Below are 25,198 nucleotides of genomic sequence, written 5' to 3'. Positions count from 1 at the left end.
CGGGTTTACCCGGAATCCGCGTCGCCAGAGGGCCTGTCGGGCGGTCGCCATAATGGCCCATGTCTTCGAGCCCGCCGCCTTCGACGCCCTTCGGTGCGGCGAGCCCGCCCCTGTCGATCGACTCCCCCGACATGCGCCGCGCCGGCCGCGACCTGCTCTCGCTGGCCCTCATCGACGCGCGCAACCACACGCTGCACCTGCTGTCCCTGTTCGAACAAGCGTTGGGCGAAGCCATGCGCGTGCCGCCGCAGCCGGGCGTGGTGCCGCCGGTCTGGCTGGCGGGCCACATCGGCTGGTTCGCCGAATGGTGGATCGGGCGCAACACCCAGCGCGCCTTTGGCATCGACTGCCCCGTGCGCCCCACGCGACTGGCCGCCATCGACCCCGACGCCGACGACTGGTGGAACCCGGCCCAGGGCGCGGCCGATCGCTGCTGGTCGCCCGACCTGCCGGGCCTGGGCCAGACCAAGGCCTACCTGCTCGAAACCCTCGAAAGCACCCTCGAGCTGCTCGAGAACGCCGCCGAGACCGATGCCGGCCTGTACTTCTACCGGCTGGCGCTGTTCCATGAAGACCTGCGCGGCGAACAGCTCGTGGTGCTGGCGCAGACGCTGGGCCTGCCGCTGAACATCGAGCAGCCGCCCACCGCCGTCACGCGCGAGCCGCTGCTGCTGCCGGCCACACGCTGGGAGCTCGGCCTGCCCGAGCACAGCGGCTTCCTGTTTGCGCAAGAGGGCGCGGCGCACCGCGTCGACGTGCCCGAGTTCGAGATCGACGCCCAGCCCGTCACCTGGGACCAGTACATCGAGTTCGTCGACGACGGCGGCTACGACCGCGAGGAACTGTGGCACAGCGACGGCTGGCGCTGGCTCGCCGCGCAGACCGAAGGCCGGCGCGGGCCGCGCCATGTGGAGCAGATCGGCGTGTCGCGCAACGGCACGGGTGGCTCGGTGCTGCAGCAGCGCTTCGGCGTCACCGTGCGCGCGGCCGGGCACCACAGCGCCGTGCACCTGAGCTGGTGGGAGGCCGACGCCTGGGCGCGCTGGGCCGGCCGGCGCATCGCGACCGAGGTCGAATGGGAAATCGCCGCCCACACGGCCGCGCGGCGCGGCTTTCGCTGGGCCGACGTGCACGAGTGGACGGCAGGCACGTTGCAGCCCTGGCCGGGCTTCCGGGCCGATCCGTGGAGCGCCGGCGGCGAGTTCGATCCGGTGGCCGCCTTCGGCCGCGCGCGCGTGCTGCGCGGCGCCTCGTTCGCGACGCGTGCGCGCCTGCGCTCGCCGCGCCGCCGTGGCTTTGCGCTTCCCGATGCCGACGACGGCTTCTTCGGCTTCCGTACCTGCGCGCTGTAGCCGCCTTCAGGGCCGCTCGCCGCCGGCCTCCGACGACAGCGGCGGCGCCACTTCCTCCAGCGGCTTGCGTTCCGCATCGGCCGCGTAGCGCAACGCCAGCAGCCCCGCGACGACGACCAGCACTGCGCCGATCAGGTAGCCCACCATCACCGCGCCGCGGCTGCCGGTCTCGATCAGCATCCCGAACAGCACCGGCGCCGCGAAGCCGCCGGCGCCCATGCCGATGGCGTAGAAGATCGCGATGGCCATGGCGCGCATCTCGAGCGGGAACACCTCGCTCACCGTCAGGTAGGCCGAGCTGGCCGCCGCCGATGCAAGAAAGAACACCGCCGACCAGCACAGCGCCTGGCTGCGCGCGTCGAGCCAGCCCTGCATGAAGGCCCAGCCCGTGAGCGCCAGGCCCACGCCGGCCAGTACATAGGTCAGCGCGATCATCCTGCGTCGGCCCACGCTGTCGAACAGCGGACCCAGCAGCAGCGGCCCGAGCACGTTGCCCAGCGCGAATGGAAAGATGTACAGCGCCACGCGGCCTTCGGCCACGCCGTAGAAGCGCGTGAGCACCAGCGCGTAGGTGAAGAAGATCGCGTTGTAGAAAAACGCCTGCGACACCATGAGCGCTGTCGCCACCACGCTGCGCGCCGGGTAGCGCCGCAGCAGCACGCGCGCCACCTCGCGCATCGGCGGGCTGTTCTGGCGCGCGGCGGTGTACATGACGTGGCCTTGCGCGGCGGGCAGCGGGCCGTGCTGCACTTCGACTTCGCGCTCGATGTCCGCGACGATGCGCTCGGCTTCATCCGCGCGCCCGTGCGCGATGAGCCAGCGCGGGCTCTCGGGCACATGGCGGCGCACCAGCAGGATCGCCACCGCCAGCACCGCACCCAGCGCGAAGCCCGCGCGCCAGCCCCACACGGGGCCGATCACGCGCGCATCGAGCAGCACCAGGCTCAGCGCGGCGCCGAGCGCCGCACCGATCCAGAAGCTGCCGTTGATCGCGAGGTTGACGCGCCCGCGCACGCGCGCCGGAATGAGCTCGTCGATGGCCGAGTTGATGGCCGCGTACTCGCCGCCGATGCCCAGCCCGGTGACGAAGCGGCACAGCGCAAAGAAGGCAAAGTTGGGCGAGAAGGCCGTGGCCAGCGTGCCGAGCGTGTAGACCACGAGCGTGAGCAGGAAGAGCTTCTTGCGCCCGAGCCGGTCGGTGAGCCGGCCGAACACCAGCGCGCCGATCACCGCGCCTGCGATGTAGATCGAGCCCGACCAGCCGATCTCCGCGGCAGTGAGTCCGAGCGTGTCGGGCCGCTCCAGCACCGCGCCGATGGAGCCCACCAGCGTGACCTCGAGGCCGTCGAGGATCCAGGCCACGCCCAGCGCGATCACCACGCGCCAGTGCCAGCGCGACCACGGCAGGCGGTCCAGGCGGGCAGGGATGTCGCTGCGCAGAACCGTCATGCGGGGCATTATGCGAAGCGCATCACCCCCGCGTTGTAGGACCGGCGCTGCAATGCGCCGGTCCGCTCACAGGTGCTTCAGGCCGCGACGGCCGCCGTCACCTGCCGGATGCCCATGGCTTTCAGCGTGTCGGCAATGGCCGCCACCGCGCCCGGAATGCCCGCGTCGCCGAAGTGCCCCATGCAGCCCACGCGGAAGGTCTCGACCTGCGTCAGCTTGCCGGGGTAGAGGATGTAGCCGCGCTTCTTCACCTCCTGGTAGAAGGTCTTGAAGTCGTAGTTGGCATCGTCCGGCGCATGGAAGGTGACGATGATCGGCGCCTGGATGGCCGGGTCGAGGAAAGGCCGGAAACCCAGCGTGGCGAGGCCGTCGACCAGCGCCTTGCAGTTGCGCGTGTAGCGCCCGCCGCGCGCGGGCAGGCCGCCTTCCTCGATGTACTGCGCGATGGCGGTGTCGAGCGCGGCCACCACGTGCGTGGGCGGCGTGAAGCGCCACTGCGTGGTCTTCTCCATGTAGACCCACTGGTCGTACAGGTCCATGCTCAGCGAGTGGCAGTTGCCTTCGCATTTTTCAAGCGTGCTGCGCTTGATGACGACGAAGCCCATGCCCGGCACGCCTTCGAGGCACTTGCCGGAGGCGGCGACCACGGCGTCGAACGGCGTCTTGCGCGCGTCGATCTCCAGCGCGCCGAAGGAGCTCATCGCGTCGATGATCAGGCCGCGCCCGTGCTTGGCGACGACCAACGCAATCTCGTGCAGCGGGTTGAGCACGCCGGCGCCGGTTTCGCAGTGCACCACCGCGACGTGCGTGATGGACGGGTCGGCCGCGAGCGCGCGGTCGACATCGGCGGGCGAGACTTGTTTCTCTTCGGTGTAGTCGATGGTGGTGAGCTTGCGGCCCAGCACCTTGCAGATCTTGGCCAGGCGCTGGCAGTAGGCGCCGTTGCTCGGCACCAGCACATGGCCGTTGCGCGGCACGATCGTGCCGATGGCGGCTTCGACCGAGAAGGTGCCGCTGCCTTGCAGGGGCACGCATTCGTGCGTGCCCGTGCCGTGCACGATGTTCAGCACCTCCTTGCGGATGCGCGCCGTGATCTGGTTGAAGTCGGCGTCCCATGAACCCCAGTCGCGCAGCATCGCTTGGCGGGTGCGGTCCGAGGTGGTCAGGGGGCCGGGCGTGAGCAGGATGGGGTGGGCGGCTTGACTCATAGTGTCTCCAGGCAGGGAAAGGGAATGAGGGGCGAGAGGTGGGGTGTTCGTTCAGCCGCGGGCGAGGTTGCGCCAGGCCTGCGTGCGTGCGAGCAGCACGCGCGTGAGCAGTGCGTAGGCGATGCACACCAGCGTCGAGGTGACGACGATCAGGCTGGCCAGCGCGGCGGCCGGGCCGATGTCGCCGGCGTCGTCCAGGTGCATGATCGCGACCGACGCGAGGATGGTTTCCGGCGTGTACAGGAAGATGGCGCACGAGAGGCTGGCCATCGACACCACGAAGAAGTAGCGCCCGATGTCCAGGATGGCCGGCAGGCACACCGGCACCGTCACGCGCAGGAAGGTCTTGAAGAACGGCACCTTGAGCGAGGCCGACACGGCTTCGAACTCGTTGTCGATCTGCTTGAGCGCCGTCACCGCCGTGAGGTGGCTCGAGGTGTAGTAGTGCACCACCATCGAGATGACCAGGATCGCCATCGTCTGGTACAAAAAGTTCAGCGGGTTGGCCGGATGGTTGAAGAACATCACGTAGCCCAGGCCCAGCACCAGGCCCGGCACCGCCATCGACAGCACCGCCATCAGGTGCATGCCCTTGCGCATGAGGCCCAGGTTGCGCGTCTTCTCGATCAGGTAGGCGCCCACGAACACGATGAGCGAGCCGGCCACCGCGGTGACCATGGCCACCAGCAGGCTGTTGCCGTAGGCTGCGGCCATGTCGCTTTCCACCAGCACGAAGTGGTAGTGCTTGAGCGTGAACGACAGGTCGTAGGGCCACAGCGAGATCGCCGAGGTGTAGATCGCCATGCCGATGGTGGCCAGCAGCAGGCTGCAGACCACGGTGCAGAACAGCGTGAGCAGCGCATCGGCCACCTTGCGGGGCTTGGGCGTGTAGGGCACCGAGCGCGCCGTGAGCTGCGCCTTCAGCTTGCGCCGCACCACGTAGTCGATCACGAACGAGATGATCGATGGAATGAGCAGCAGCATGCCCACCACCGCGCCGATGGAGAAGTTGTGCTGCCCCACCACCTGCTTGAACACGTCGACCGACAGCACGTTGAAGTTGCCGCCGATCACCTTGGGCGCACCGAAGTCGCTCACCACGTAGGTGAAGACCACGGTGGCCGCGCTGATCAGGCCGTACTTGCACGAGGGCAGGGTGATCGTCATGAACTGGCGCAGGGGCCGCGTGCGCAGGGCCGTGGCCGCTTCGTACAGCCGGCCGTCGGCCAGCGACAGCGCGGTGACCAGGATCATCAGCGCGTGCGGGAAGGTGTTGTAGACCTCGGCCAGGATGATCCCGGGCGCGCCGTAGATCGAGGCGCCGCCCAGCAGGAACTTGAGCGCGCCCTGGTTGCCGAACCACTGCACGAACGAGATGGCCGACAGCAGCGAGGGCGCGAGCAGCGGAATGAGCGCGATGAGGCGGAACACCGCCTTCAGCGGCGCCGGCATGCGGCTGCGCGTGAGCGCGTAGGCGAACACGAAGGCCGTGGGCACCGAGATCATCACCACCGCGGCCGACACCCACACCGAGTTCCAGGCCGCGCGCAGCAGGCTCGGCGTCTGGAAGTAGGTGATGAAGTGGGCCAGGCCGACGAAACGGCCGTTCTTGTCCTGCACCGCGTGGGCCAGAATGGTCAGGAGCGGCGCGATGAGGAACACGAACAGCATCGCCATCACCACGAACAGGATGGCGCGCGCGATGGTCTCGTCGCGGCTCCAGCGCAGGGCGGGGCGCGCAGCGAGCACAGGCCGGGGGTGTGCCAGCGTGTTCATGGCTTGGCGGTGCGCGCGGCAAAGGCGCGGATGCGGTTGGCGCGCAGGGCGATGTCGATCGTGTTGCCTTCGCGGATGTCCAGGTCGTGCAGTTGGTTCAGCGAGAAGTGTAGGCCCAGTGTCTGACCGTGCAGCGCATCGGCCGTCACTTCGGCAATGCACAGACCGCCCAGGAACTCGACCTTCGTGACCTTGGCCTGCAGGCGGTTGGGCGTGTCCTCGCGCAGGTGTTCCACCGCGCGGTCTTCGGGCCGCAGGTACAGGTTGACGGCGTCGCCGGGCTCGAAGGCGCCGTCGCAGGCGTCGCACTGCAGTTCCATGTCGCCGACCTGGAAGCGCTGGTTGCCCAGCGCCATCGCGCGCAGCACGTTGACCTTGCCCACGAAGTCGGCCACGAAGGGCGTGGCCGGCTGCTCGTAGATTTCCATCGGCGTGCCGACCTGCTCGATCACGCCGTGGTTCATCACCACGATGCGGTCGGCCATCGAGAGTGCTTCTTCCTGGTCGTGCGTGACCATGATGGTCGTGATGCCGACCTGCTTCTGCAGCCGGCGGATCTCGCCGCGCAGGCGGATGCGTTCGAGCGCGTCGAGCGCCGACAGCGGCTCGTCCAGCAGCAGCAGGCCGGGCCGCGTGGCCAGCGCGCGGGCCAGGGCCACGCGCTGTTGCTGGCCACCCGAGAGCTGGCTCGGGTACTTGGCGCCCGAGGTCGGCAGGCCGACCAGCTTCAGCAGCTCGTCGACGCGTGCCTTGATCTCGCCCCGCTTCGCGCGGCTGTTGACGAGGCCGTAGCCCACGTTCTCGGCGATCGACAGGTTGGGAAAGAGCGCGTACGACTGGAACACGATGCCGTAGTCGCGCTTGTCCGGCGAGAGCCACGAGACGTCCTTGCCGTTCTGCAGGATCTGCCCGGCGGTCTGCGTTTCGAGGCCCGCGATGATGCGCAGCAGCGTGGTCTTGCCACAGCCCGAGGGGCCGAGAAAGCACAGCATCTCGCCCGGGTTCACGCGCAGGTGCACGTCGCGCAGCGCGCTGAAGGTCTCGAAGTCCTTGCAAACGCCGACGATCTCGAGGGCCGCGGGCGGGGCCGAAGTGGGAGTCAACTGGCTGGCGATGAAGCGGGTGTCGGTCATGTCCATTTTTCGCACTCGTCGTTGGAGGGCGTCACCAGCTGCGGCGGCACCCTTGAATTGAAAACCGGGGATGCCGTCGGGCTTACTTGGGTTCGGCCTTGCCTTCGTAGCGCTTGCTCCACTCCGCGAGGATGCGTTCGCGGTTCTTGGCGGCCCAGTTCAGGTCGTTCTTGGCCAGCAGCTTCTCGTAGTTCTCTGGAATGCCTTCGAGCTTGGAGACCACACCCGGGTAGGCCACCACGGCCCACCAGCGTGCGCTGATCTGGTTGGCTTCCTTGCTCGCCATCCAGTCGGCAAAGCGCTTGCCTTGGGCCAGCTTCGTGCTGGTCTTCATGAGGCTGGTGGCCTCGATGTCCCAACCCAGGCCTTCCTTGGGGAAGATCAGGTCGACCGGCGCGCCCGACTTCTTCACCTGGTGCGCGCGGAACTCGAACGAGATGCCGATCGGGAACTCGCCCGCGCCCGCCTGCTTGCAGGGCTTGGAGCCCGAGTGCACGTACTGCGCGATGTTCTGGTGCAGCGCGTCCATGTACTTCCAGCCTTCGGCGTCGCCCATGTTCTGCAGCCAGTACGACACGTCAAGGTAGCCGGTGCCGCTGGAGGCGGGGTGCGGCATCGAGATCGTGCCCTTGTAGACGGGCTTGGTCAGGTCCTTCCAGCTCTCGGGCTTGGGCAGGCCGAGCTTCTTGGCCTCGACCGTGTTGAAGCAGATGGTGGCGGCCCACACGTCCATGCCGACCCAGGCGGGCGGGCGCGCGGCGTCGGAGTACGCGGGGTTCAGCTCCTTGAAGCCCTTGGGCTCATAAGGAAGCAGCATGCCTTCCTGCTGCAGCAGCGCCAGGCTGCTGGCGGCCAGGCCGGCCACCACGTCGGCCTGCGGATTGGCTTTTTCGGCCAGCAGCTTGGCGGTGACGATGCCGGTGGAGTCGCGCACCCACTTCACCTCGATGTCGGGGTTGGCCTTCTCGAACGCGTCCTTGTAGAGCTTCATGGCGTCGGTCTCGAGCGCCGTGTAGACCAGGAGCGGCGTCTTTTGCGCCCACGCACTGCCGGACATGAGGCCGAGGGCCGCAACACACAGGGCGGCCGTGAGACGGCGCGTGCTTTGTTTCATCGTCATCTGTTTCTCCTGAAAGGCTGGCTGTCACTGAAGAAGGGTGAGGGCTGGCGCCGGTGCGAGGGTGGGCAACGCCATCCGGTGTTTGCAATGTAGGTTGCTGATTGATGACTGTCAATAAAAAATTGTTGACAGTTGACGATCCTTCGGGAAAATACGCCCCATGGTCACCAGCAATCACTCCGCCGCCCTCGCGTTCCTCCAGTCCAGCTCGCTGCCGATGCTGATGCAGGAAGAAATCGAGCGTTTGATCATGACGGGCGAGCTCCCCGTGGGCAGCCGCATCAACGAGAGCGAGCTCTCGCAGCGCTTCAACACCAGCCGCGGCCCGATCCGCGAGGCGTTGCGTGCCCTGGAAGAAGCGGGCCTCGTGCGCAACGAGAAGAACCGCGGCGTCTTCGTGCGCGAGATCGCGTTCGAGGAAGCCGACGAGATCTACGAACTGCGCGAGGCGCTGGAAGAAATCATTGGCCGGCGCGTGGCGCTGGCGATCCAGCCCGACGCCGTGGAGCGCCTGCGCGCCATGGTCGACGCCATGCGCTCGGCGGCCCAGGCGCAGGACGTGGAGCAGTACGCGCAGCTCAACCTGCAGTTCCACGAGATCCTGCTCGACACGGCCGGCAGCAAGAAGCTCACCGAAACCTACAAGCGGCTCGTCAAGGAGCTGCACCTTTTCAGAATGCGCGCGCTCGACAGCGGCGGCGGCCTGCGGGTCTCGGCCGACGAGCACAGCCACATCGTCGACGCCATCGCCAGCGGCAACCCCGACACGGCAGGGCGCGCGCTGCGCGAACACGTGGCCGGCAGCCGCGCACGCATGCACAAGGCCTTCGGCCGCATCGACGCCGATGCGGCCACCTCCAGCAACACCACCGCTACCCCGAACCACCCACCCCAAAAGGAAGTCTGAAATGACACCGGAGACACTTGAAGTCAATGCCAGGAGCTATCGCTGGATGGCGCGTCCGATCGTGGTCGTGTGCGTGGACGGCTGCGAGCCGGCGTACCTCGACGCGGCCATCGAAGCCGGCGTGGCGCCCTACATCGCCCGCATGCGCAAGGACGGTGCCGATCTGCTCGCCGATTGCGTCGTGCCCTCGTTCACCAACCCCAACAACCTGTCGATCGTGACCGGCGCACCGCCCGCCGTGCACGGCATCTGCGGCAACTACTTCTTCGACCGCGAGCTGGGCCAGGAAGTGATGATGAACGACCCCAAGTACCTGCGCGCCGGCACCGTGCTGGCCGCGTTTGCCGATGCGGGCGCCAAGCTCGCGGTGGTCACGGCCAAGGACAAGCTGCGCAAGCTGCTGGGCCACAAGATGAAGGGCATCTGCTTCTCGTCCGAGAAGTCGGACCAGGTGACGATGGAAGAGAACGGCATCGACAACGTGCTCGACATGGTCGGCATGCCCGTGCCTTCGGTGTACAGCGCCGAACTCTCGGAGTTCGTGTTTGCGGCCGGCGTGAAGCTGATGGAATCGCGCCGCCCCGACCTGATGTACCTGTCGACCACCGACTACGTGCAGCACAAGGCCGCACCGGGCAGCCCCGCGGCGAACGCCTTCTATCAAATGATGGACGGCTACCTGGCACAGCTGGATGCACTGGGCGCCACCATCGTGCTCACGGCCGACCACGGCATGAACGACAAGCATGGCGCCGACGGCTCGCCCAACGTCATCTACCTGCAGGACGTGCTCGACGGCTGGTACGGCGCTGAAAAGGCCCGCGTGATCCTGCCGATCACCGACCCGTACGTGGTGCACCACGGCGCGCTCGGTTCCTTCGCCACCGTGTACGCGCCCGATGAAGCCAGCGTGCCGGGCTGGATCGAACGCATCAAGGGCATTCCGGGCATGGAGCTCGTGCTCTCGCGCGCCGAAGCCGCCAAGCGCTTCGAGCTGCCGCCGGACCGCATCGGCGACATCGTGGTGGTGAGCGAGCAGAGCACCGTCATCGGCACCGCCGCCAGCCGCCACGACCTGTCGGCGCTCGAAGTGCCGTTGCGCTCGCACGGCGGTGTCTCGGAGCAGAAGGTGCCGCTGATCTGCAACCGCCCGGTCGAAGGCATCGCCCCCGGCCGCCGGCTGCGCAACTTCGATGCGCTCGACCTCGCCCTGAACCACGCACGCTGACACCGCACGGAGCAAGCACCCATGAGCCAAGCCATCCTGAAGCCAGGCACCGTCCACCGCGAAGCCCTGCGCATCGCCGGCGAGAAAGTCCACCGCGACCGCACCATCGAGGTCACCTACCCGTACACCGGCGAGGTGATCGCCACCGTGCCCAAGGCCACGCTGGACGACGTGCGCAACGCCCTGCGCATCGCCCGCGACTACAAGCCCACGCTCACGCGCTACGAGCGCTACAAGATCCTCATGCGTGCCGGCGAGATCATCGCTTCGCGCCTCGATGAAATGTCGCGCACCATCACGCTCGAGTCGGGCCTGTCGCGCAAGGACTCGCTGTACGAAGTGGGCCGCGCCTCCGACGTGCTGCTGTTCGCCGCCAACCAGGCGCTGGTGGACGACGGCCAGGTGTTCTCCTGCGACCTCACGCACCACGGCAAGAGCCGCAAGGTCTACACGATGCGCGAGCCGCTCTTGGGCGCCATCACCGCCATCACGCCGTTCAACCACCCGCTGAACCAGGTGATCCACAAGGTGGCGCCGGCCATCGCGACCAACAACCGCATCGTGCTCAAGCCCAGCGAGAAGACGCCGCTCACGGCCTTCCTGCTGGCCGACATCCTGTACGAAGCGGGACTGCCGCCGCAGATGCTGTCGGTGCTCACGGGCGACCCGAAGGAAATTGCCGACGAGCTGCTGACCAATGCCGACGTCGACCTGGTCACCTTCACGGGTGGCGTGCCCATCGGCAAGTACATCGCGGGCAAGGCCACCTACAAGCGCCAGATCCTGGAGCTGGGCGGCAATGATCCGATCATCGTGATGGAAGACGCGGACATCGAGGAGGCTGCGACGCTGGCTGCCAATGGTTCTTACAAGAACTCGGGGCAGCGCTGCACGGCCGTGAAACGCATGCTGGTGCACGAAGCCGTAGCGGATCGCTTCGTCGAGCTGCTGGTCGAGAAGACGCGCGCGCTGAAATACGGCGACCCGATGGACCTCGACACCGACATGGGCACCGTGATCGATGAGGCGGCTGCGAAGCAGTTCGAAGCCGTGGTCAACGAAGCGATCGCAGCCGGCGCCAAACTGCTCTACGGCAACGAGCGCCGCGGCGCGCTGTACTCGCCCACCGTGCTCGACCACGTCGATCCCGAGATGACCGTCGCCAAGCACGAGACCTTCGGCCCCGTGTCGCCGGTGATCCGCTTCAAGAACATCGACGAGGCGATCCGCATCTCCAACGGCACGGCCTACGGCCTGTCGTCGTCGATCTGCACCAACCGCCTGGACTACATCACGCGCTTCATCCGCGAGCTGAACGTGGGCAGCGTGAATGTGCGCGAAGTGCCGGGCTACCGGCTGGAGCTCACGCCCTTCGGCGGCATCAAGGACTCGGGCCTGGGCTACAAGGAAGGCGTGCTCGAGGCGATGAAGAGCTTCACCAACACCAAGACCTACTCGTTGCCCTGGTAACCATGAGCCTCAGCATCCCCGACATCGTCGGCCTCTTCGAAACCAAGGGCCATGCGCAGTACGACGGCGAGCCGGTCACGCAGCTCGAACATGCGCTGCAGTCCGCGCACCTGGCCGAGCAGGAGGGGGCGGACAGCGCGCTGATCGCCGCCGCCCTGCTGCACGACCTGGGCCACCTGCTGCACGACTTCGGCGGCACGCCGACGCAGCAAGGCCTGGACGACCTGCACCAGTACCGCTGCCTGCCGTTCCTGCGCGCGCTGTTCGGCCCGGCCACGCTGGAACCGATCCGGCTGCATGTGGACGCCAAGCGCTTCCTGTGCGCGCGCGTGCCGGGTTACCTGGAGGCGCTGTCGCCCGACTCGAAGCGCAGCCTGCAACTGCAGGGCGGTGTCTTCGACGAGGCGCAGGCCAAGGCTTTCCAGACGCTGCCGTATGCGATGGACGCAGTGCGCCTGCGGCAGTGGGACGATACGGCCAAGCTGGCCGATGCCGACATGCCCGGCCTCGCGCACTTCGTGCGCCACCTCGAGATCAGTTCCGCCGAACACCGGCAAGCCCTCACCACCGCTTAAGGCACACGGATGCGCCCCTTCTGGATCGAACAAGCGCTCTTCAACGATGGCGATCTGGCACCGGCGCTGCAAGGTGAAACCAGCGCCGACGTCTGCATCGTCGGCGGCGGCTTCACCGGCCTGTGGACGGCCATCCAGGCCAAGCTGCAGGCGCCTGCGCTCGACATCGTCATTCTCGAAAGCGACCTGTGCGGCGCCGGCGCGAGCGGACGCAACGGCGGTTGCCTGCTCACCTGGTCGGCCAAGTTCCTGACCCTGCGGCGGCTGTTCGGCGAAGACGAAGCGGTGCGCCTCGTGAAGGCGTCGGAAGCGGCGGTGGGGCACATCGCCGACTTCTGCGCGGCGCACGGCATCGACGCCGAGCTGCGGCGCGACGGCACGCTCTACACCGCGACCTCGCAGGCGCAGATCGGCACGCTCGATCCGATGATGCAGGCGCTGGAGGCGCGCGGCATCCACTCGTACCACGCGCTGCCGCCCGACGAGGTGGCGCGGCGCTCGGGCTCGGCGCGCAACCTGGCCGGCGTGTACTCGCCGATTGCCGCCACCGTGCACCCGGGCAAGCTGGTGCGCGGGCTGCGGCGCGTGGCGCTGGCCATGGGCATCCGCATCCACGAGCGCACGCCGATGCTCGACTTCAGCACCGACCAGCCCGTGGTGGTGCACACGTCCACCGGGCGCGTGCGTGCGAAGAAACTGGTGCTCGCGATGAACGCGTGGATGGCCAGCCGCTTCCCGCAGTTCGAGCGGACCATCGCCATCGTCTCGAGCGACATGATCATCACCGAGCGCTGCCCCGATCTGCTGCAGCAGATCGGGCTGACCGACGGCGTGTCGGTGCTCGACTCGCGCACCTTCGTGTACTACTACCGCAGCACGGTCGACGGCCGCATCATGCTGGGCAAGGGCGGCAACACCTTCGCCTGGGGCGGACGCATGGCCAAGGTGTTCGACGAGCGCTCGCCGTACGAGGGCGAGCTCACGCAGGCCCTGCACTCCTTCTTTCCCGCGTTGAGTAACACGCCGATCACCGCGAGCTGGAACGGGCCGTCCGACCGCTCGGTGACGGGCTTCCCGTTCTTCGGCAAGCTCGATGGCGCGCCGCACATCTACTACGGCTTCGGCTACTCGGGCAACGGGGTGGGGCCGACCTACATGGGCGGGCAGATCCTGTCGTCGCTGGTGCTCGACCAGGACAACGCATGGACGCGCAGCCCGATCACGGGCGGGCCGCTGGGCTACTTTCCGCCGGAGCCGATGCGCTATGTGGGCTCGATCGTCGTGCGCAACGCGATCCGCCGCAAGGAACGCGCTGAGGATGAGGACCGCCAGCCGTGGCTGGTGGACCGCATGCTCAGCAAGCTCGCCAACGCCGCAGGCAAGGCCGACAAAGCCTGACCTGCGGGTGCTGCGATATCAGCGGTTCGACGGGAACGAGAACATCGTCCCTTCACGCACGCCGGCCGAGGGCCAGCGCTGCGTGACGGTCTTGCGCTTGGTGTAGAAGCGCACGGCGTCGGGGCCGTAGGCGTGCAGGTCGCCGAACAGCGAACGCTTCCAGCCGCCGAACGAGTGGTACGCCACGGGCACCGGCAGCGGCACGTTGATGCCGACCATGCCGACCTGGATGTTGTCGCTGAACCAGCGCGCGGCCTCGCCGTCGCGCGTGAAGATGCAGGTGCCGTTGCCGTACTCGTGCGCGTCGATCAGGTCCATCGCCTCCTGCAGCGTCTTCACGCGCACCACGCCGAGCACCGGGCCGAAGATTTCTTCCTGGTAGATCGTCATGCCGGGCTTCACGTGGTCGAACAGGCAGGCGCCCAGGTAGTAGCCGCCTTCGTGGCCTTCGACCTGGATGCCGCGGCCATCGACCACCAGCTTGGCGCCGGCGGCCACGCCCGCGTCGACGAAGGCCTTGACCTTCTCGAAGTGCGGCTGGGTCACCAGCGGGCCCATGTCGTTGCCGTTGTCGGTGCCGGGGCCGACCTTCATCTTGGCGATCTCGACCTTCAGGCCCTCGACCACCGCGTCGGCCGTGGCGTCGCCCACGGCCACCACCAGCGGGATCGCCATGCAGCGCTCGCCGCACGAGCCGTAGGCCGCGCCCATGAGCGCGCTCACGGCGTTGCCGATGTCGGCGTCGGGCATCACCACCGCGTGGTTCTTGGCGCCGCCCAGCGCCTGCACGCGCTTGCCGTGGGCCGTGCCCGTGGTGTAGATGTACTCGGCGATGGGCGTGGAGCCCACGAAGCTCACGGCCTTCACGCGGCGGTCAGTCAGCAGCGTGTCGACCGCTTCCTTGTCGCCGTTGACCACGTTGAGCACGCCCGGCGGCAGGCCGGCCTGCAGCGCGAGTTCGGCCATGAACAGCGTGGAGGAGGGCGTGCGCTCCGAGGGCTTCAGCACGAAGGTGTTGCCGCAGGCCACGGCCATCGGCCACATCCACAGCGGCACCATGACGGGGAAGTTGAACGGCGTGATGCCGGCCGCGACACCCATCGCCTGGAACTCGCTCCACGAGTCGATCGACGGGCCGACGTTCTTGCTGTGCTCGCCCTTGAGCAGCTCGGGCACGTAGCTGGCGTACTCGACGTTCTCGATGCCGCGCTGCAGCTCGCCGTGCGCGTCGGCCAGCACCTTGCCGTGCTCGGCGGTGATGAGCGCGGCGATGGTGTCGGCGTTTTCTTCGAGCAGCGTCTTCAGGCGGCTCATCACGCGGGCGCGCTTGAGCGGCGGCGTGTTGCGCCAGGCCGGGAAGGCGGCCTGCGCAGAGGCGATGGCCTGCTCGACCGTGAGCTTGTCGGCGAGCGCGACGCTCTTGGCCGACAGGCCGGTGGCGGGGTCGAACACCGGCTGCACGCGGCTGCCGCCGCCGACGTGCTTGCCGTCGATGAAGTGGCCGATGGTGGCGGTGACGTTCTTGTCGTGTTGCATGTCTTCAGGTCTCGAAAGGGGATCAGTTGGTTTCGGCCAGGGCGTCGGCGAGGGCGTTGACCATGCGGTCGATCTCGGCCTTCTCGGCGATGAAGGGCGGTGCGAGCTGGATCGTGTCGCCGCCGTAGCGCACGTAGAAGCCCTTCTTCCAGCAGTTCATCGCGATCTCGTAGGGGCGGCGTGCGGGCTCGCCCGGCAGCGCGGCGATGGTGATGCCGGCGGCCAGGCCGTAGTTGCGGATGTCGGCGACGTGCTTGCTGCCCTTCAGGCTGTGCACGGCGTTCTCGAAGTGCGGGGCCAGCGTCTGCACGCGGCCGATCATGTCTTCCTTCTGCAGCACGTCGAGCGCGGCGATGCCGGCGGCGCAGGCCACGGGGTGCGCGCCGTAGGTGTAGCCGTGCGGGAACTCGAGCATGTACTCGGGACCGCCGGCGGCCATGAAGGTGTCGTAGATGTCCTTGCTGGCCACCACGGCGCCCAGCGGCTGCGCGCCGTTGGTGACCTGCTTGGCGATGTTCATGATGTCGGGCGTGACGCCGAAGGCATCGGCGCCCGTGAGCGCGCCGCAGCGGCCGAACCCGGTGATCACTTCGTCGAAGATCAGCAGGATGTTGTTCGCCGTGCAGATGTCGCGCAGGCGCTTCAGGTAGCCCTTGGGCGGAATCACCACGCCGGCCGAACCGGCGAAGGGCTCCACGATCACGGCCGCGATGGTCGAGGCGTCGTGCAGCGCAATGAGGTCGAGCAGGCGGTCGGCCAGCTCGGCGCCGCTTTCGGGCATGCCGCGCGAGAAGGCATTGCTGGCCAGCTGCGTGTGCGGCAGGTGGTCGGCCTCGACGCCCTGGCCGAACAGCTTGCGGTTGGCCGCGATGCCGCCCACCGAGATGCCGCCGTAGTTCACGCCGTGGTAGCCCTTCTCGCGGCCGATCAGGCGCGTCTTGCCGGCCTGGCCCTTGGTGCGCCAGTAGGCGCGCGCCATCTTCAGCGAGGTGTCGGCGGCTTCGGAGCCCGAGCCGGTGAAGAACACGTAGTCCAGGCCGGCGGGCGTCAGTTCCTTGATCTTGTTGGCCAGCTCGAACGAGAGCGGGTGGCCGAACTGGAAGGCGGGCGAGTAGTCGAGCTTGGCGATCTGGCGGCTCACCGCCTCGGTGATCTCGGGGCGGCCGTGGCCCAGGCCCGAGCACCACAGGCCCGACAGGCCGTCGAAGATCTTGCGGCCGTCGTTGTCGGTGAAGTAGGCGCCCTTGGCCTCCACGATGATCCGCGGATCGGCCTTGAAGTTGCGGTTGCCGGTGTAGGGCATCCAGTGCGCCTCGAGCCAGGCGGCGTCGGTGCGCGCGGTGGGCGTGGGTTCGATGGCGGGTGTGGCGAGGGTCATGGCGCATCCCGCGCAGGGCGGGCTCCGGGGGTGAAGGGATGCGCCGATTGTTCGCAACGCCTTCAGTGTGGAGAATGGCGCAATATCAATGTTCACTTGACGATCCATGCAAGTAAAGGCCAAGGCCTCGCCCGCCGACGAAACCGCTGCCCAGGGCACCCGCAACCGCGCCGTGCTGGGGCAGCTCAGCGACATGGACCTGCGCCTGCTCAAGGTGTTCAAGAGCGTGGTCGACTGCGGCGGCATGGCGGCGGCCGAGCTGGAGCTGAACATCGGCACCTCCACCGTGAGCCGCCACGTGAAAGACCTGGAAACGCGCCTGGGCCTCGTGCTGTGCCGGCGCGGGCGGGCGGGTTTTGCGCTCACGGCCGAGGGCCAGCGCGTGTACGACGAGACGCTGCGCCTGCTGGCCTCGGTCGACGCCTTTCGCGGCAGCATCGACGACATCCACAACCGCATGGGCGGGCAGCTCGACGTGGCGCTGTTCGACAAGACCGCGACCAACCCGAAGGCCCGCATCGGCGAGGCCATTGCGCGCTTCACCGAGATCGCGCCCGAGGTGAACCTGGCGGTGCACGTGGGCTCCATCAACGCCATCGAGCAGGGCGTGCTGGAGGGCAACTTCCAGATCGGCATCATCCCGGCGCACCGCAGCTCGAAGAGCCTCGTCTATGCCGACCTGTTCGACGAAACCATGCTGCTGTACTGCGGCCAGGGGCATCCGCTGTTCGACAGCCCGCACGGCAAGCTCACGTGGTCGAAGCTGGGCGAGCACCATTTCGCGGGGCTGGGGTATCACTCGCCGAACATGGAGCTGAGCCACCGGGCGAGGTTGTCGCGCAAGGCGACGGGGTTCGACCAGGAGGCGATTGCGACGCTGATTCTCTCGGGGCGCTTCCTGGGCTTTTTGCCCGACCACTACGCGCAGGTGTTCGAGCAGCGCGGGCTGATGAAGGCGGTGCTGCCGGCGCGCTTCAACTATGCGTGCCGGTTCGTGAGCCTGCTGCGGCGGTCGCCGAAGCCTTCACGGGCGGTGTTGGCGTTTCAGGCGTGCCTGGAAAAGGCGCACCAGTAGGTCGGCTCTATCGATTTGCCCTTTCGCGTGAATTTCCCACGCTCGGTCGAGTTCGTTTCTTGGGGGCGCGGTGGGGTGACCATTGTTCGCAGTCCCACCTCTTGGTGCACACCAGAATTTTTGGATCGTCAAATCGCAACGGATCCAAATCTCATGAAAACACTTCTGGTACTTGCCTGCATCGCAATTGGAATCTTTTTCGGCCATTCCATGGGCGGCGGCTTTGGGGGTGTCGGCATCGGCGCGGCAGTGGGCGGCTTTGTGACCCTGATATTCATGGCGGCAGGTGGTGGAGTCGGGCTTGCAGTCGGAGCGGTGATCGCGCTCATCTTCAGAACCAGCGAGCGTGAGGCTTCTGCGCTCCAAGACTCATCCGACCCGGAATAGCGGCGCGACGGCATCGAGCCGGCTCTTTATATGCTGTGGGAGCGCGATCTTGCAGGTCGGCAGTATCCGGCTCAGAGCCGGAATTCGCATGCGGGGAGAGTGATGTGGGAGTGATGCTGCTCTTCCGACATCAAAGTCATTGCAGACGGCCCGGTCAAATTCGCACGCAACCGCCGCATCAATTTCGTGCTCGCTCGCGCTGCACGCGATACGGGAAGGGGCTGAATTTCTCCTCGTTCTTCCCCTTCTCCTGATTTTTTATCGCTGATTTTTCCCCGAGAACAACGCCAACAGTGGTGTCGGCTCCTCCCTGGGGCACCTCACATTTCCTTTCCTTATGTCCCCAACTCAAGACTCCCTCAAATCTCCGGAGCCGAAGGCTAGTTTCGGCGCTGTCTACAGGACTTCGCTCATCGCCTTTTTCGCTTGGCTGATCTACCTTCCAGGACTGGCCTTGTTTCTGGCCTCTGGAAATGCATCTGGAGGCGCGGCCAATGCAGCGCCGGCGGGATTAGTTGTTATTGCGCTATGTGGGCTCGCGCTGGGCTTCGTCGTGGCGGTGGCAGTGGGGATAGGCACGAAGACGCTGGCCGTCAGCCTGATCGGCTTGTTGATGGGACTGCCACTTTCTGCTCTTGTTTATGTGTCCTTGTACGAGTTGGGGCGATCAAATCAGCGCCAAGTCTGGGAGAAGGAAAGGAGGGAGGTCAGGGCCATTGCAGGGCTGGTGGCGGCAGGGAATCGCGAGTCGCTGCGCAAGACGCTGACCGCTCCGGAGGCACGGTCGAGCGCGATTCTGGCGTGTGCGTTGAATGACCTCAAGTCCGAGCGCGACGAGGGATGGCCGAAAATCCCTCTCGCTTTGAACGCGGTCGAAGTGTTGATGTTTGCCGAGGTCGCCCTCGAAACTGACCTCTCGCCGGACGAAAGACAGGCGCTGATGTATGTCACGTTGACGTCGTTGGGTCGACGAGATTCGCAGAACATCCAATTCCTGAACGATTGGTTTGCGCTGTGGCGTCGGGCTGCACATGGCGATACGACAGAGCAGGCCGATGCCAGATGGCGCTTCAGTCGATATGAATATGGGTGCTCGTGGGGTAACGCCACTGCGATGGCCTCAACAATTTTTTCAACATGGAAAGACCGAGGCATTGCAGCGTGGCTGGATGGCGGATTTGCACTCACATCAGAGCAATTCCAGGTGGTGCTCAGGACCGTCGAATCTGCAGAGGTGCTTGAACGTGCAGTGGCGACCGGTGTTGATGTGCATGCAGTTGGTCCTGCCGATGGCAAGGTTGCGGGTGTGCCTCTGCCGCTCGTGGCACGAGCGAATGCGTGGTCCAGGCAATTGGATGGAGACGAATGGTCAGAAGAGACCGTGAAGCTTGCGGTGGTGCTCGCGCGACTGGCTACAAAGGAGACGAGGGCAGAAGCCTGCACTGTGTTCGTAAAAAACGAAGTCTCGCGAAAAAACGTGCTTGAAGGCCAGAGCGATCCCAACTTTTCCTATCACGGGTTCAAGCCTGATACACCCTTGAGAGGCGATAGTGCCGCAGCGCTTCACTCCGTGCTGTGCAAGGGCGTGCAGTGAGTTGAGCGTGTGCTCCCAGGGAGGGGCTAGTCAGCGCTGCCCACTCGGCAACAGCAGATGCTTCGCCCCGATGTGCGCTTCCATCTCATGCATATGGTGCTCCGCATCCACCATGTGCTCCACCATCAACCGCCGCACCTCGTCCGCATCTTCCTTGCGGTAGGCCGCCAGCAGCTGCGTGTGGTAGTCCACGTTGGTCTCGCCGAAGTGGTGGTGGTCCAGCGCCTTTTTGTAGACGACGAGGTCGCGCAGCAGGTCGTTGAGAAAGCGGCACATGAAGGACAGCACCGGGTTGGGGCAGGCTTCGGCCAGCATCGTGTGAAAGGCCAGCTCGGCCTCGCGCTGCGTGCGCAGTTCGTCCTCGTTGGTGGGCTCGACGGTGCACAGGCGCACGTTGTCTTCGAGCCGCGCGAACTGCTCGGGCGTGAGCCGCCCGACCACGCTCACGGCCAGTTCGGGCTCCAGCGCCTTGCGCAGCTGGTAGATGTGGTGGCCGTCCAGGTGGTGAAAGTGCAGGAAGTTGCGCAGCGGCTCCGACGCATGGTCGACCGACACCTGCTGCAGGTACGCGCCGCCGCCCGGGCCGGTGCGGATCGAGATCAGCCCGCGCACCTCGAGCGCCTTCAGCGCCTCGCGCACCGTGCTCTTCGAATAGCCGAAGAGCTCGATCAGTTCCTTCTCGTTCGGTAGCCGGTCGCCGGGCTGCTTGCGCTCGGCAACGATCCATCGCTTGACGTCTTCGACGATGACGTCCGAGAGCTTTTGCCGCTTCGGAGGGTTGTGCCCCACTCTCATCAAAACGCTCCATCCATGCACATCGGGAGATGCGCGGGATGCGCAACAGCGCGCGATCTTAACGGCGTCATCGGCAGGGTCGGGTTGGGTTTGGGCACGGGGCTTGCTAACGGGTTTTTACCAACATATTAATCCTATTTATCCGCTTAAATTGCCGGCGATCGCAGGCACTGTGTTTTCTTCCCCACTTTCCACACACCACGACCGGAGAACCCCATGCAACGCAGACAACTCCTTCAGCTGGCCGCCCTGTCGGCCGCCCCGGCCTCGCTCCTGATGAGCCGCTCGGTCTTCGCCCAGGCCACCGACGCGATCCGATTCGGTGCGCCGGTGCCCATGTCGGGTGCCTTCGCGGCCAACGGCAAGTTCGCCGACCTGGGCACCAAGCTGGCGATCGAGCAGTACGGCAAGGTGCTGAACCGTCCGCTGGCCTACACGGTGCTCGACACCGAGGGCAAGCCGGCCACGGCCGTGCGCAAGGTGCAGGAGGCCTCGCAGCAGCAGGGCGCGAAGTTCTTCGTCGGCGGCATCCTGTCGTCCGAGGCGCTGGCCATGGGCAAGGAGGCCGAGAAGGCCGGCGGCCTGTTCATCACCACCGCGGGCGCCGACGAGATCACGGGCAAGGACTGCAACCCCGCCACCTTCCGCTGGTCGGTGCCCACCTTCGGTGCCATCGAGCAGACCGTTCGCCCGCTGATCGCGTCGATGCCCAAGGCCAAGCGCTGGTACACGATCACGCCGCAGTACGTGTTCGGCGACGGCCTGCTGAGCGCGGCCAAGACCATCTTCCAGGAGAAGGGCATCGAGCACGTGGGCAACAGCTACCACTCGCTCAACGACAAGGAGTTCAGCGGCTACCTCACCAACGCCATGGCCGCCAAGCCCGACGTGCTGCTGCTGCTGAACTTCGGCGCGCAGTCGTCCGCCGCGCTGCGCCAGGCGGTGAGCTTCGGCATGCACAAGAACATGACGATCCTCATGGCCTGGGCCTCGGGCCTGGAGCAGTTCGACGAGCTGGGCGCCGACCTGTGCGACGGCGTCTACTTCGGTGCGCAGTACTGGCACACGGTCGACACGCCGCTCAACAAGGACCTCGTGAAGCGCACCGCCGACAAGCTCAAGATCGTGCCCAACTACAGCCTGGCCGGCTCGTACATCTGCACCAAGATCCTCATCGACGGCATCGTGAAGGCCGGCACGGTCGATCCGAAGGCGGTGGTCGCGGCGCTCGAAGGCATGAAGTTCGACGGCCTCACGGGCGTGGAAGAAATCCGCAAGGCCGACCACCAGGTCATCAAGGACTACTACCTGCTCAAGGGCAAGGCGAAGTCGAAGATGGCCAACCCGGCCGACTACGTGGACGTCGTCAGCTCCGGCAAGTCCTTCCTGCCCGTCGACAAGACCGGCTGCAAGCTGGCCTGACGCCGCCCGGCTTCGCGCCGCGCCCGCGCCGTTTTTTGGGCGCGGGCAGGGCGCGTGCCGCCTGCACGTTTGCCACCCCCACGACACCTATGTCCGTCTACCTGCTCCAGACCATCAACGGAATCGGCATCGGCATGCTGTATTTCCTGCTGGCCGTTGGCTTGTCCATCGTGTTCGGCCTGCTGCGCTTCGTGAACTTCGCGCACGGCGCTTTCTACCTGCTGGGCGCCTACCTGTGCTTCCAGGCCATGCAGTGGGGGCTCAATTTCTGGGCCGCGCTCGTGCTGGTGCCGCTGTTCGTCGGCGCGCTCGGCTGGCTGGCCGAGAAGCTGCTGCTGCGCCGCGTGTACGCCAAGCCGCACGAGTTCCACATCCTCGTGACCGTGGGCCTGGCGCTCGCGGTGCAGGAGATCGTCATCGTGTTCTGGGGCCCGCTGGGCAACAGCGTGCCCACGCCCGACCTGCTGCAGGGCGTGGTGATGTGGGGCAGCTTCATCTACCCGAAGTACCGGCTCTTCGTGATCGGCTTCACCGCCGTGCTCGCGGTGGGGCTGTGGTGGGTGCTCGAAGGCACGCGCCTGGGCAGCGCGGTGCGCGCGGGCAGCGAATCGACCGAGATGGTCTCGCTGCTGGGCATCAACGTGTTCCGCGTGTTCAGCCTGGTGTTCGCGCTCGGCGCGGCCACGGCGGCGCTGGCCGGTGTGCTGGCCGCGCCCATCCGCGGGGCCGAGCCCTTCATGGGCGTCGAGGCGCTGGGCGTGGCCTTCGTGGTCGTGGTGATCGGCGGGCTCGGCAGCTTCAGCGGGGCGCTGGTCGGCGGCGTGCTGATCGGCATCGTGCAAAGCCTCATGAGCACCATCTGGCCGCCGGGGGCGAGCCTGATGATCTACATCGCGATGGGCGCCGTGCTGCTGCTGCGCCCGCATGGCCTGCTCGGCCGCAGAGGATGAACGCGCCATGCCAAAGAAATACACCTTCCTGCTGGCGCTGATCGTCGCGCTCGCGTTGCCGCTGTTCATGCGCTCGGGCTCGCTCGCGAGCGAAGTGCTCATCTACGCGCTCGCGGCCCTGGGCTGCAACCTGCTGCTGGGCTACACGGGGTTGCTCTCGTTCGGCCAGGGCATCTTCTTCGGGCTGGGCAGCTACACCATCGCGATCCTGCTCACGCGGCTGCAACTGCCGATGCCGCTCGCCTTGCTCGCCGCCATCGGCATGGGCGCGCTGGGCGCAGCGGTGGTCGGCTGGGTCGCCATCCGCCAGCGCGGCACCTACTTCGTGATGCTCACGCTGGCCTTCGCGCAGATGTTCTATTTCATCGCCTACACGGCCTCGGGGCTCACGGGCGGCGACAACGGCCTGCTCGACGTGCCGCGCCCGGCCTTCATGGACACGCCGTGGAAGTACTACGCCTTCGTGGCTGTGATCTTCCTGGCCGCCTTCGCGCTGCTGCTCAAGGTGACCGACTCGGTCTTCGGCCGCACGCTGCTCGCCATCCGCGACAACGAAGACCGCGCCGCTGCCGTGGGCTACGACCTGAAGCGCTTCAAGCTGCTGGCCTTCGTGATCTCGGGCGCCGTCACCGGCCTGGCCGGCGGCCTGCACGCGATGATGACCGGCATCGCACCGCTGTCCAACGCCGAGTACCACACGAGCGAGATGATCCTGGTCATCACCGTGATCGGCGGCACCGGCAACCTGTTCGCCTCGGTGCTCGGCTCGGCCTTCTACGTGCTGCTGGCCGACTGGCTCTCCACGCTGTGGCCGCGCTGGCTGCTGCTGCTGGGCCTGCTGCTGATCGGCGTGAGCATCGGCATGCAACGCGGCCTCTGGGGCCTGGGCGAAAGCGCCTGGCGCCGGGTGTTCCGCAAGACGTCGGCCACCGCCGAGGCGCCGCTGGCACAGGGAGAGAAAGCATGAGCGACATCCTCATCGAAGCCATCGGCGTCACCAAGCACTACGGCAAGTTCGCCGCGCTCGGCGGGGTCGACCTGAAGATCAAGCGCAACACCGTGCACTCGGTGATCGGGCCCAACGGCGCGGGCAAGACCACGCTCTTTCACATGCTCACGGGCACCGGCACCACCACGGGCGGGCGCATCCTGTTCGACGGCCACGACGTGACGCGCGAGCCAGACCACCAGCGCGTGCAGCGCGGCATGGCGCGCTCGTTCCAGGTCACGAGCCTGTTCCCCAGCCTGTCGGTGCGCGAGAACCTGCGCGTGGCGGCGCAGGGCGTTGCGCCGCGCCAGGCCATGAACTGCTGGCGCGCACCCATCGGCGAGCGCGCCTGCGCCGACACGGTGGCCGAGGTGCTCGCGCGCGTCGGCCTCGAGCGGCTGGCCGACACGCCCGCCAGCGTGCTCTCGCACGGCCAGCAACGCCGCCTCGAAGTGGGCATGGCGCTGGCCGCGAAGCCCAAGGCCATCTTCCTGGACGAGCCGACCTCGGGCATGGGCATCGACGACCTCGACGACATGAAGCAGCTCATTCGCGGCCTGCGCGACGCGCACACCGTGGTGCTGATCGAGCACAACATGAACATCGTGATGGACATCTCCGACACCGTGACCGTCATGCAGCTGGGCCGCGTGCTGGCCGAGGGGCTGCCGGGCGACATCCGGTCCGACGCGCGCGTGCGCACGGCGTACCTGGGCAACATGATCACCGGAGGCAAGGCATGAGCAACATCCTCGAAGTCGAAGGCCTGCACGCGCACTACGGCAAGAGCCATGTGCTGCAGGGCGTGTCGCTCACGGTGGGCGAGGCCGAACTGGTCACGCTGCTGGGCCGCAACGGCGCGGGCAAGTCGACCACGCTCAAGAGCATTGCCGGCGCCGTCACGCCCACGAAAGGGCGCGTGCGCTTCCAGGGCGCGGACATCGCGGGCCAGCCGCCGCACCGCATCGCCACGCGCGGCGTGTGCCTGGTGCCCGAGCACCGCGGCATCTTCAAGCTGCTCACGGTGGAAGAGAACCTGCTGCTCGGCCTGCGGCGCGATTCGCCCTGGCAGCTGGCCGACATCTACCGCATCTTTCCGCGCCTGAAGGAGCGCCGGCGCAACGGCGGCGGGCAGCTGTCGGGCGGCGAGCAGCAGATGCTGGCCATCGGCCGCGCGCTCATGAACCACCCGCGCCTGCTGATCCTCGACGAGCCCGTGGAAGGCCTGGCGCCCGTGATCGTGGAAGAGATCGTCGCGCAGCTCAAGACCATCAAGGCCGCGGGCGTGGCCATCCTGCTGGTCGAGCAGAACCTCGAGGTCTGCGTGCAGCTGGCCGACCGCCACTACATCGTGGAGCAGGGCGTGATCGTGCACGAGGCCGGCAACGCCGCCTTCATGGCCGACCACGACGTGAAAGACAGATACCTCGGCGTCGGTCTCGCCTGAACCGCCCTTC

At 66.9% G+C, this 25,198-nt stretch carries 22 protein-coding genes; 14 read left to right on the top strand and 8 right to left on the bottom strand.

Annotated features, from left to right (window positions below):
• Positions 1–59: 59 nt before the first annotated feature.
• On the top strand, positions 60–1,352 hold the full coding sequence (locus tag AC1RAA_RS11645) for an SUMF1/EgtB/PvdO family nonheme iron enzyme (protein WP_307694435.1): 1,293 nt from the start codon (positions 60–62) through the stop codon (positions 1,350–1,352).
• Between the two features lie 6 nt (positions 1,353–1,358).
• Here the strand turns inward: AC1RAA_RS11645 and AC1RAA_RS11640 are convergent, their stop codons facing one another.
• The 5 genes from AC1RAA_RS11640 to AC1RAA_RS11620 form a co-directional block, all read right to left on the bottom strand.
• Positions 1,359–2,801: an MFS transporter gene (locus AC1RAA_RS11640; RefSeq protein WP_492729246.1), complete on the bottom strand. Its 1,443-nt coding sequence runs from the start codon at positions 2,799–2,801 to the stop codon at positions 1,359–1,361.
• A 77-nt stretch (positions 2,802–2,878) separates the two neighbouring features.
• Positions 2,879–4,009 (bottom strand): 2-aminoethylphosphonate--pyruvate transaminase, encoded by a 1,131-nt coding sequence (locus tag AC1RAA_RS11635; protein WP_070061826.1) that lies wholly within the window; start codon positions 4,007–4,009, stop codon positions 2,879–2,881.
• Between the two features lie 51 nt (positions 4,010–4,060).
• Positions 4,061–5,785, bottom strand: a complete 1,725-nt coding sequence (locus AC1RAA_RS11630; RefSeq protein WP_369644200.1) for a putative 2-aminoethylphosphonate ABC transporter permease subunit — start codon at positions 5,783–5,785, stop codon at positions 4,061–4,063.
• Positions 5,782–6,924: a putative 2-aminoethylphosphonate ABC transporter ATP-binding protein gene (locus AC1RAA_RS11625; protein WP_492729249.1), complete on the bottom strand. Its 1,143-nt coding sequence runs from the start codon at positions 6,922–6,924 to the stop codon at positions 5,782–5,784. Before AC1RAA_RS11625 ends, AC1RAA_RS11630 begins: the two co-directional genes overlap by 4 nt.
• A 76-nt stretch (positions 6,925–7,000) precedes the next feature.
• Entirely contained in the window at positions 7,001–8,038 is a 1,038-nt protein-coding gene (locus AC1RAA_RS11620; RefSeq protein ID WP_390345571.1) for a putative 2-aminoethylphosphonate ABC transporter substrate-binding protein, read from the bottom strand.
• A 160-nt stretch (positions 8,039–8,198) separates the two neighbouring features.
• Here AC1RAA_RS11620 and AC1RAA_RS11615 point away from each other — a divergent pair, with 160 nt between their 5' ends.
• Genes AC1RAA_RS11615 through AC1RAA_RS11595 form a run of 5 tightly spaced genes read left to right on the top strand, consistent with a single transcriptional unit; the run spans position 8,199 to position 13,616 of the window.
• Positions 8,199–8,945 carry a phosphonate utilization associated transcriptional regulator gene (locus AC1RAA_RS11615; RefSeq protein WP_070061830.1) on the top strand — a complete coding sequence of 249 codons (747 nt, stop codon included), beginning with the start codon at positions 8,199–8,201 and terminating at the stop codon, positions 8,943–8,945.
• A gap of 1 nt (position 8,946) precedes the next feature.
• Positions 8,947–10,173, top strand: coding sequence for a phosphonoacetate hydrolase (gene phnA, locus AC1RAA_RS11610; protein ID WP_095946856.1), 1,227 nt, complete (start codon positions 8,947–8,949; stop codon positions 10,171–10,173).
• A 21-nt stretch (positions 10,174–10,194) separates the two neighbouring features.
• Positions 10,195–11,643 (top strand): phosphonoacetaldehyde dehydrogenase, encoded by a 1,449-nt coding sequence (phnY, locus tag AC1RAA_RS11605; protein ID WP_492729252.1) that lies wholly within the window; start codon positions 10,195–10,197, stop codon positions 11,641–11,643.
• A 2-nt stretch (positions 11,644–11,645) separates the two neighbouring features.
• The gene (locus AC1RAA_RS11600; RefSeq protein WP_492729254.1) at positions 11,646–12,218 is read left to right on the top strand and encodes a phosphonate degradation HD-domain oxygenase; all 573 of its coding nucleotides are present in this window, start codon (positions 11,646–11,648) and stop codon (positions 12,216–12,218) included.
• Positions 12,219–12,227: 9 nt separating this feature from the next.
• Complete coding sequence (locus tag AC1RAA_RS11595) at positions 12,228–13,616, top strand: FAD-dependent oxidoreductase (protein WP_492729256.1); 1,389 nt, start codon at positions 12,228–12,230, stop codon at positions 13,614–13,616.
• 18 nt (positions 13,617–13,634) lie between these two features.
• Here AC1RAA_RS11595 and AC1RAA_RS11590 read toward each other — a convergent pair whose 3' ends face one another.
• Together AC1RAA_RS11590 and aptA are read right to left on the bottom strand one after the other, a co-directional pair.
• Complete coding sequence (locus AC1RAA_RS11590; protein ID WP_095744313.1) at positions 13,635–15,152, bottom strand: CoA-acylating methylmalonate-semialdehyde dehydrogenase; 1,518 nt, start codon at positions 15,150–15,152, stop codon at positions 13,635–13,637.
• A gap of 22 nt (positions 15,153–15,174) precedes the next feature.
• Entirely contained in the window at positions 15,175–16,530 is a 1,356-nt protein-coding gene (aptA, locus tag AC1RAA_RS11585) for an omega-aminotransferase AptA (RefSeq protein WP_095744314.1), read from the bottom strand.
• Positions 16,531–16,636: 106 nt separating this feature from the next.
• On the opposite strand from aptA, the gene AC1RAA_RS11580 reads away from it, so the two are divergent.
• From AC1RAA_RS11580 to AC1RAA_RS11570, 3 genes are all read left to right on the top strand, one after another.
• Positions 16,637–17,605 (top strand): LysR family transcriptional regulator, encoded by a 969-nt coding sequence (locus AC1RAA_RS11580; protein WP_492729257.1) that lies wholly within the window; start codon positions 16,637–16,639, stop codon positions 17,603–17,605.
• Positions 17,606–17,758: 153 nt separating this feature from the next.
• Positions 17,759–17,992 carry a hypothetical protein gene (locus AC1RAA_RS11575; RefSeq protein ID WP_492729259.1) on the top strand — a complete coding sequence of 78 codons (234 nt, stop codon included), beginning with the start codon at positions 17,759–17,761 and terminating at the stop codon, positions 17,990–17,992.
• Between the two features lie 337 nt (positions 17,993–18,329).
• Positions 18,330–19,586, top strand: coding sequence for a hypothetical protein (locus AC1RAA_RS11570; RefSeq protein WP_492729260.1), 1,257 nt, complete (start codon positions 18,330–18,332; stop codon positions 19,584–19,586).
• 30 nt (positions 19,587–19,616) lie between these two features.
• On the opposite strand, the gene AC1RAA_RS11565 is transcribed toward AC1RAA_RS11570, so the two are convergent.
• Positions 19,617–20,381, bottom strand: a complete 765-nt coding sequence (locus AC1RAA_RS11565) for a FadR/GntR family transcriptional regulator (protein WP_062468755.1) — start codon at positions 20,379–20,381, stop codon at positions 19,617–19,619.
• 216 nt (positions 20,382–20,597) lie between these two features.
• Here AC1RAA_RS11565 and AC1RAA_RS11560 point away from each other — a divergent pair, with 216 nt between their 5' ends.
• From AC1RAA_RS11560 to AC1RAA_RS11540, 5 genes are all read left to right on the top strand, one after another.
• On the top strand, positions 20,598–21,803 hold the full coding sequence (locus AC1RAA_RS11560) for an ABC transporter substrate-binding protein (protein ID WP_070063979.1): 1,206 nt from the start codon (positions 20,598–20,600) through the stop codon (positions 21,801–21,803).
• An 89-nt stretch (positions 21,804–21,892) separates the two neighbouring features.
• Positions 21,893–22,753, top strand: coding sequence for a branched-chain amino acid ABC transporter permease (locus tag AC1RAA_RS11555; RefSeq protein ID WP_062468750.1), 861 nt, complete (start codon positions 21,893–21,895; stop codon positions 22,751–22,753).
• A 7-nt stretch (positions 22,754–22,760) separates the two neighbouring features.
• A complete protein-coding gene (locus AC1RAA_RS11550) occupies positions 22,761–23,720 on the top strand; it encodes a branched-chain amino acid ABC transporter permease (protein WP_492729262.1) in 960 nt (319 codons plus the stop codon).
• A complete protein-coding gene (locus AC1RAA_RS11545) occupies positions 23,717–24,484 on the top strand; it encodes an ABC transporter ATP-binding protein (protein ID WP_095946861.1) in 768 nt (255 codons plus the stop codon). Before AC1RAA_RS11550 ends, AC1RAA_RS11545 begins: the two co-directional genes overlap by 4 nt.
• Entirely contained in the window at positions 24,481–25,188 is a 708-nt protein-coding gene (locus AC1RAA_RS11540) for an ABC transporter ATP-binding protein (protein WP_070063982.1), read from the top strand. The genes AC1RAA_RS11545 and AC1RAA_RS11540 overlap by 4 nt, the downstream gene beginning before the upstream one ends.
• The last annotated feature ends 10 nt before the right edge of the window (positions 25,189–25,198 follow it).

It is taken from the genome of Variovorax sp. GW823-FHT04F07 (assembly GCF_058795995.1).
This window is presented reverse-complemented; position numbering and strand designations above follow the sequence as displayed.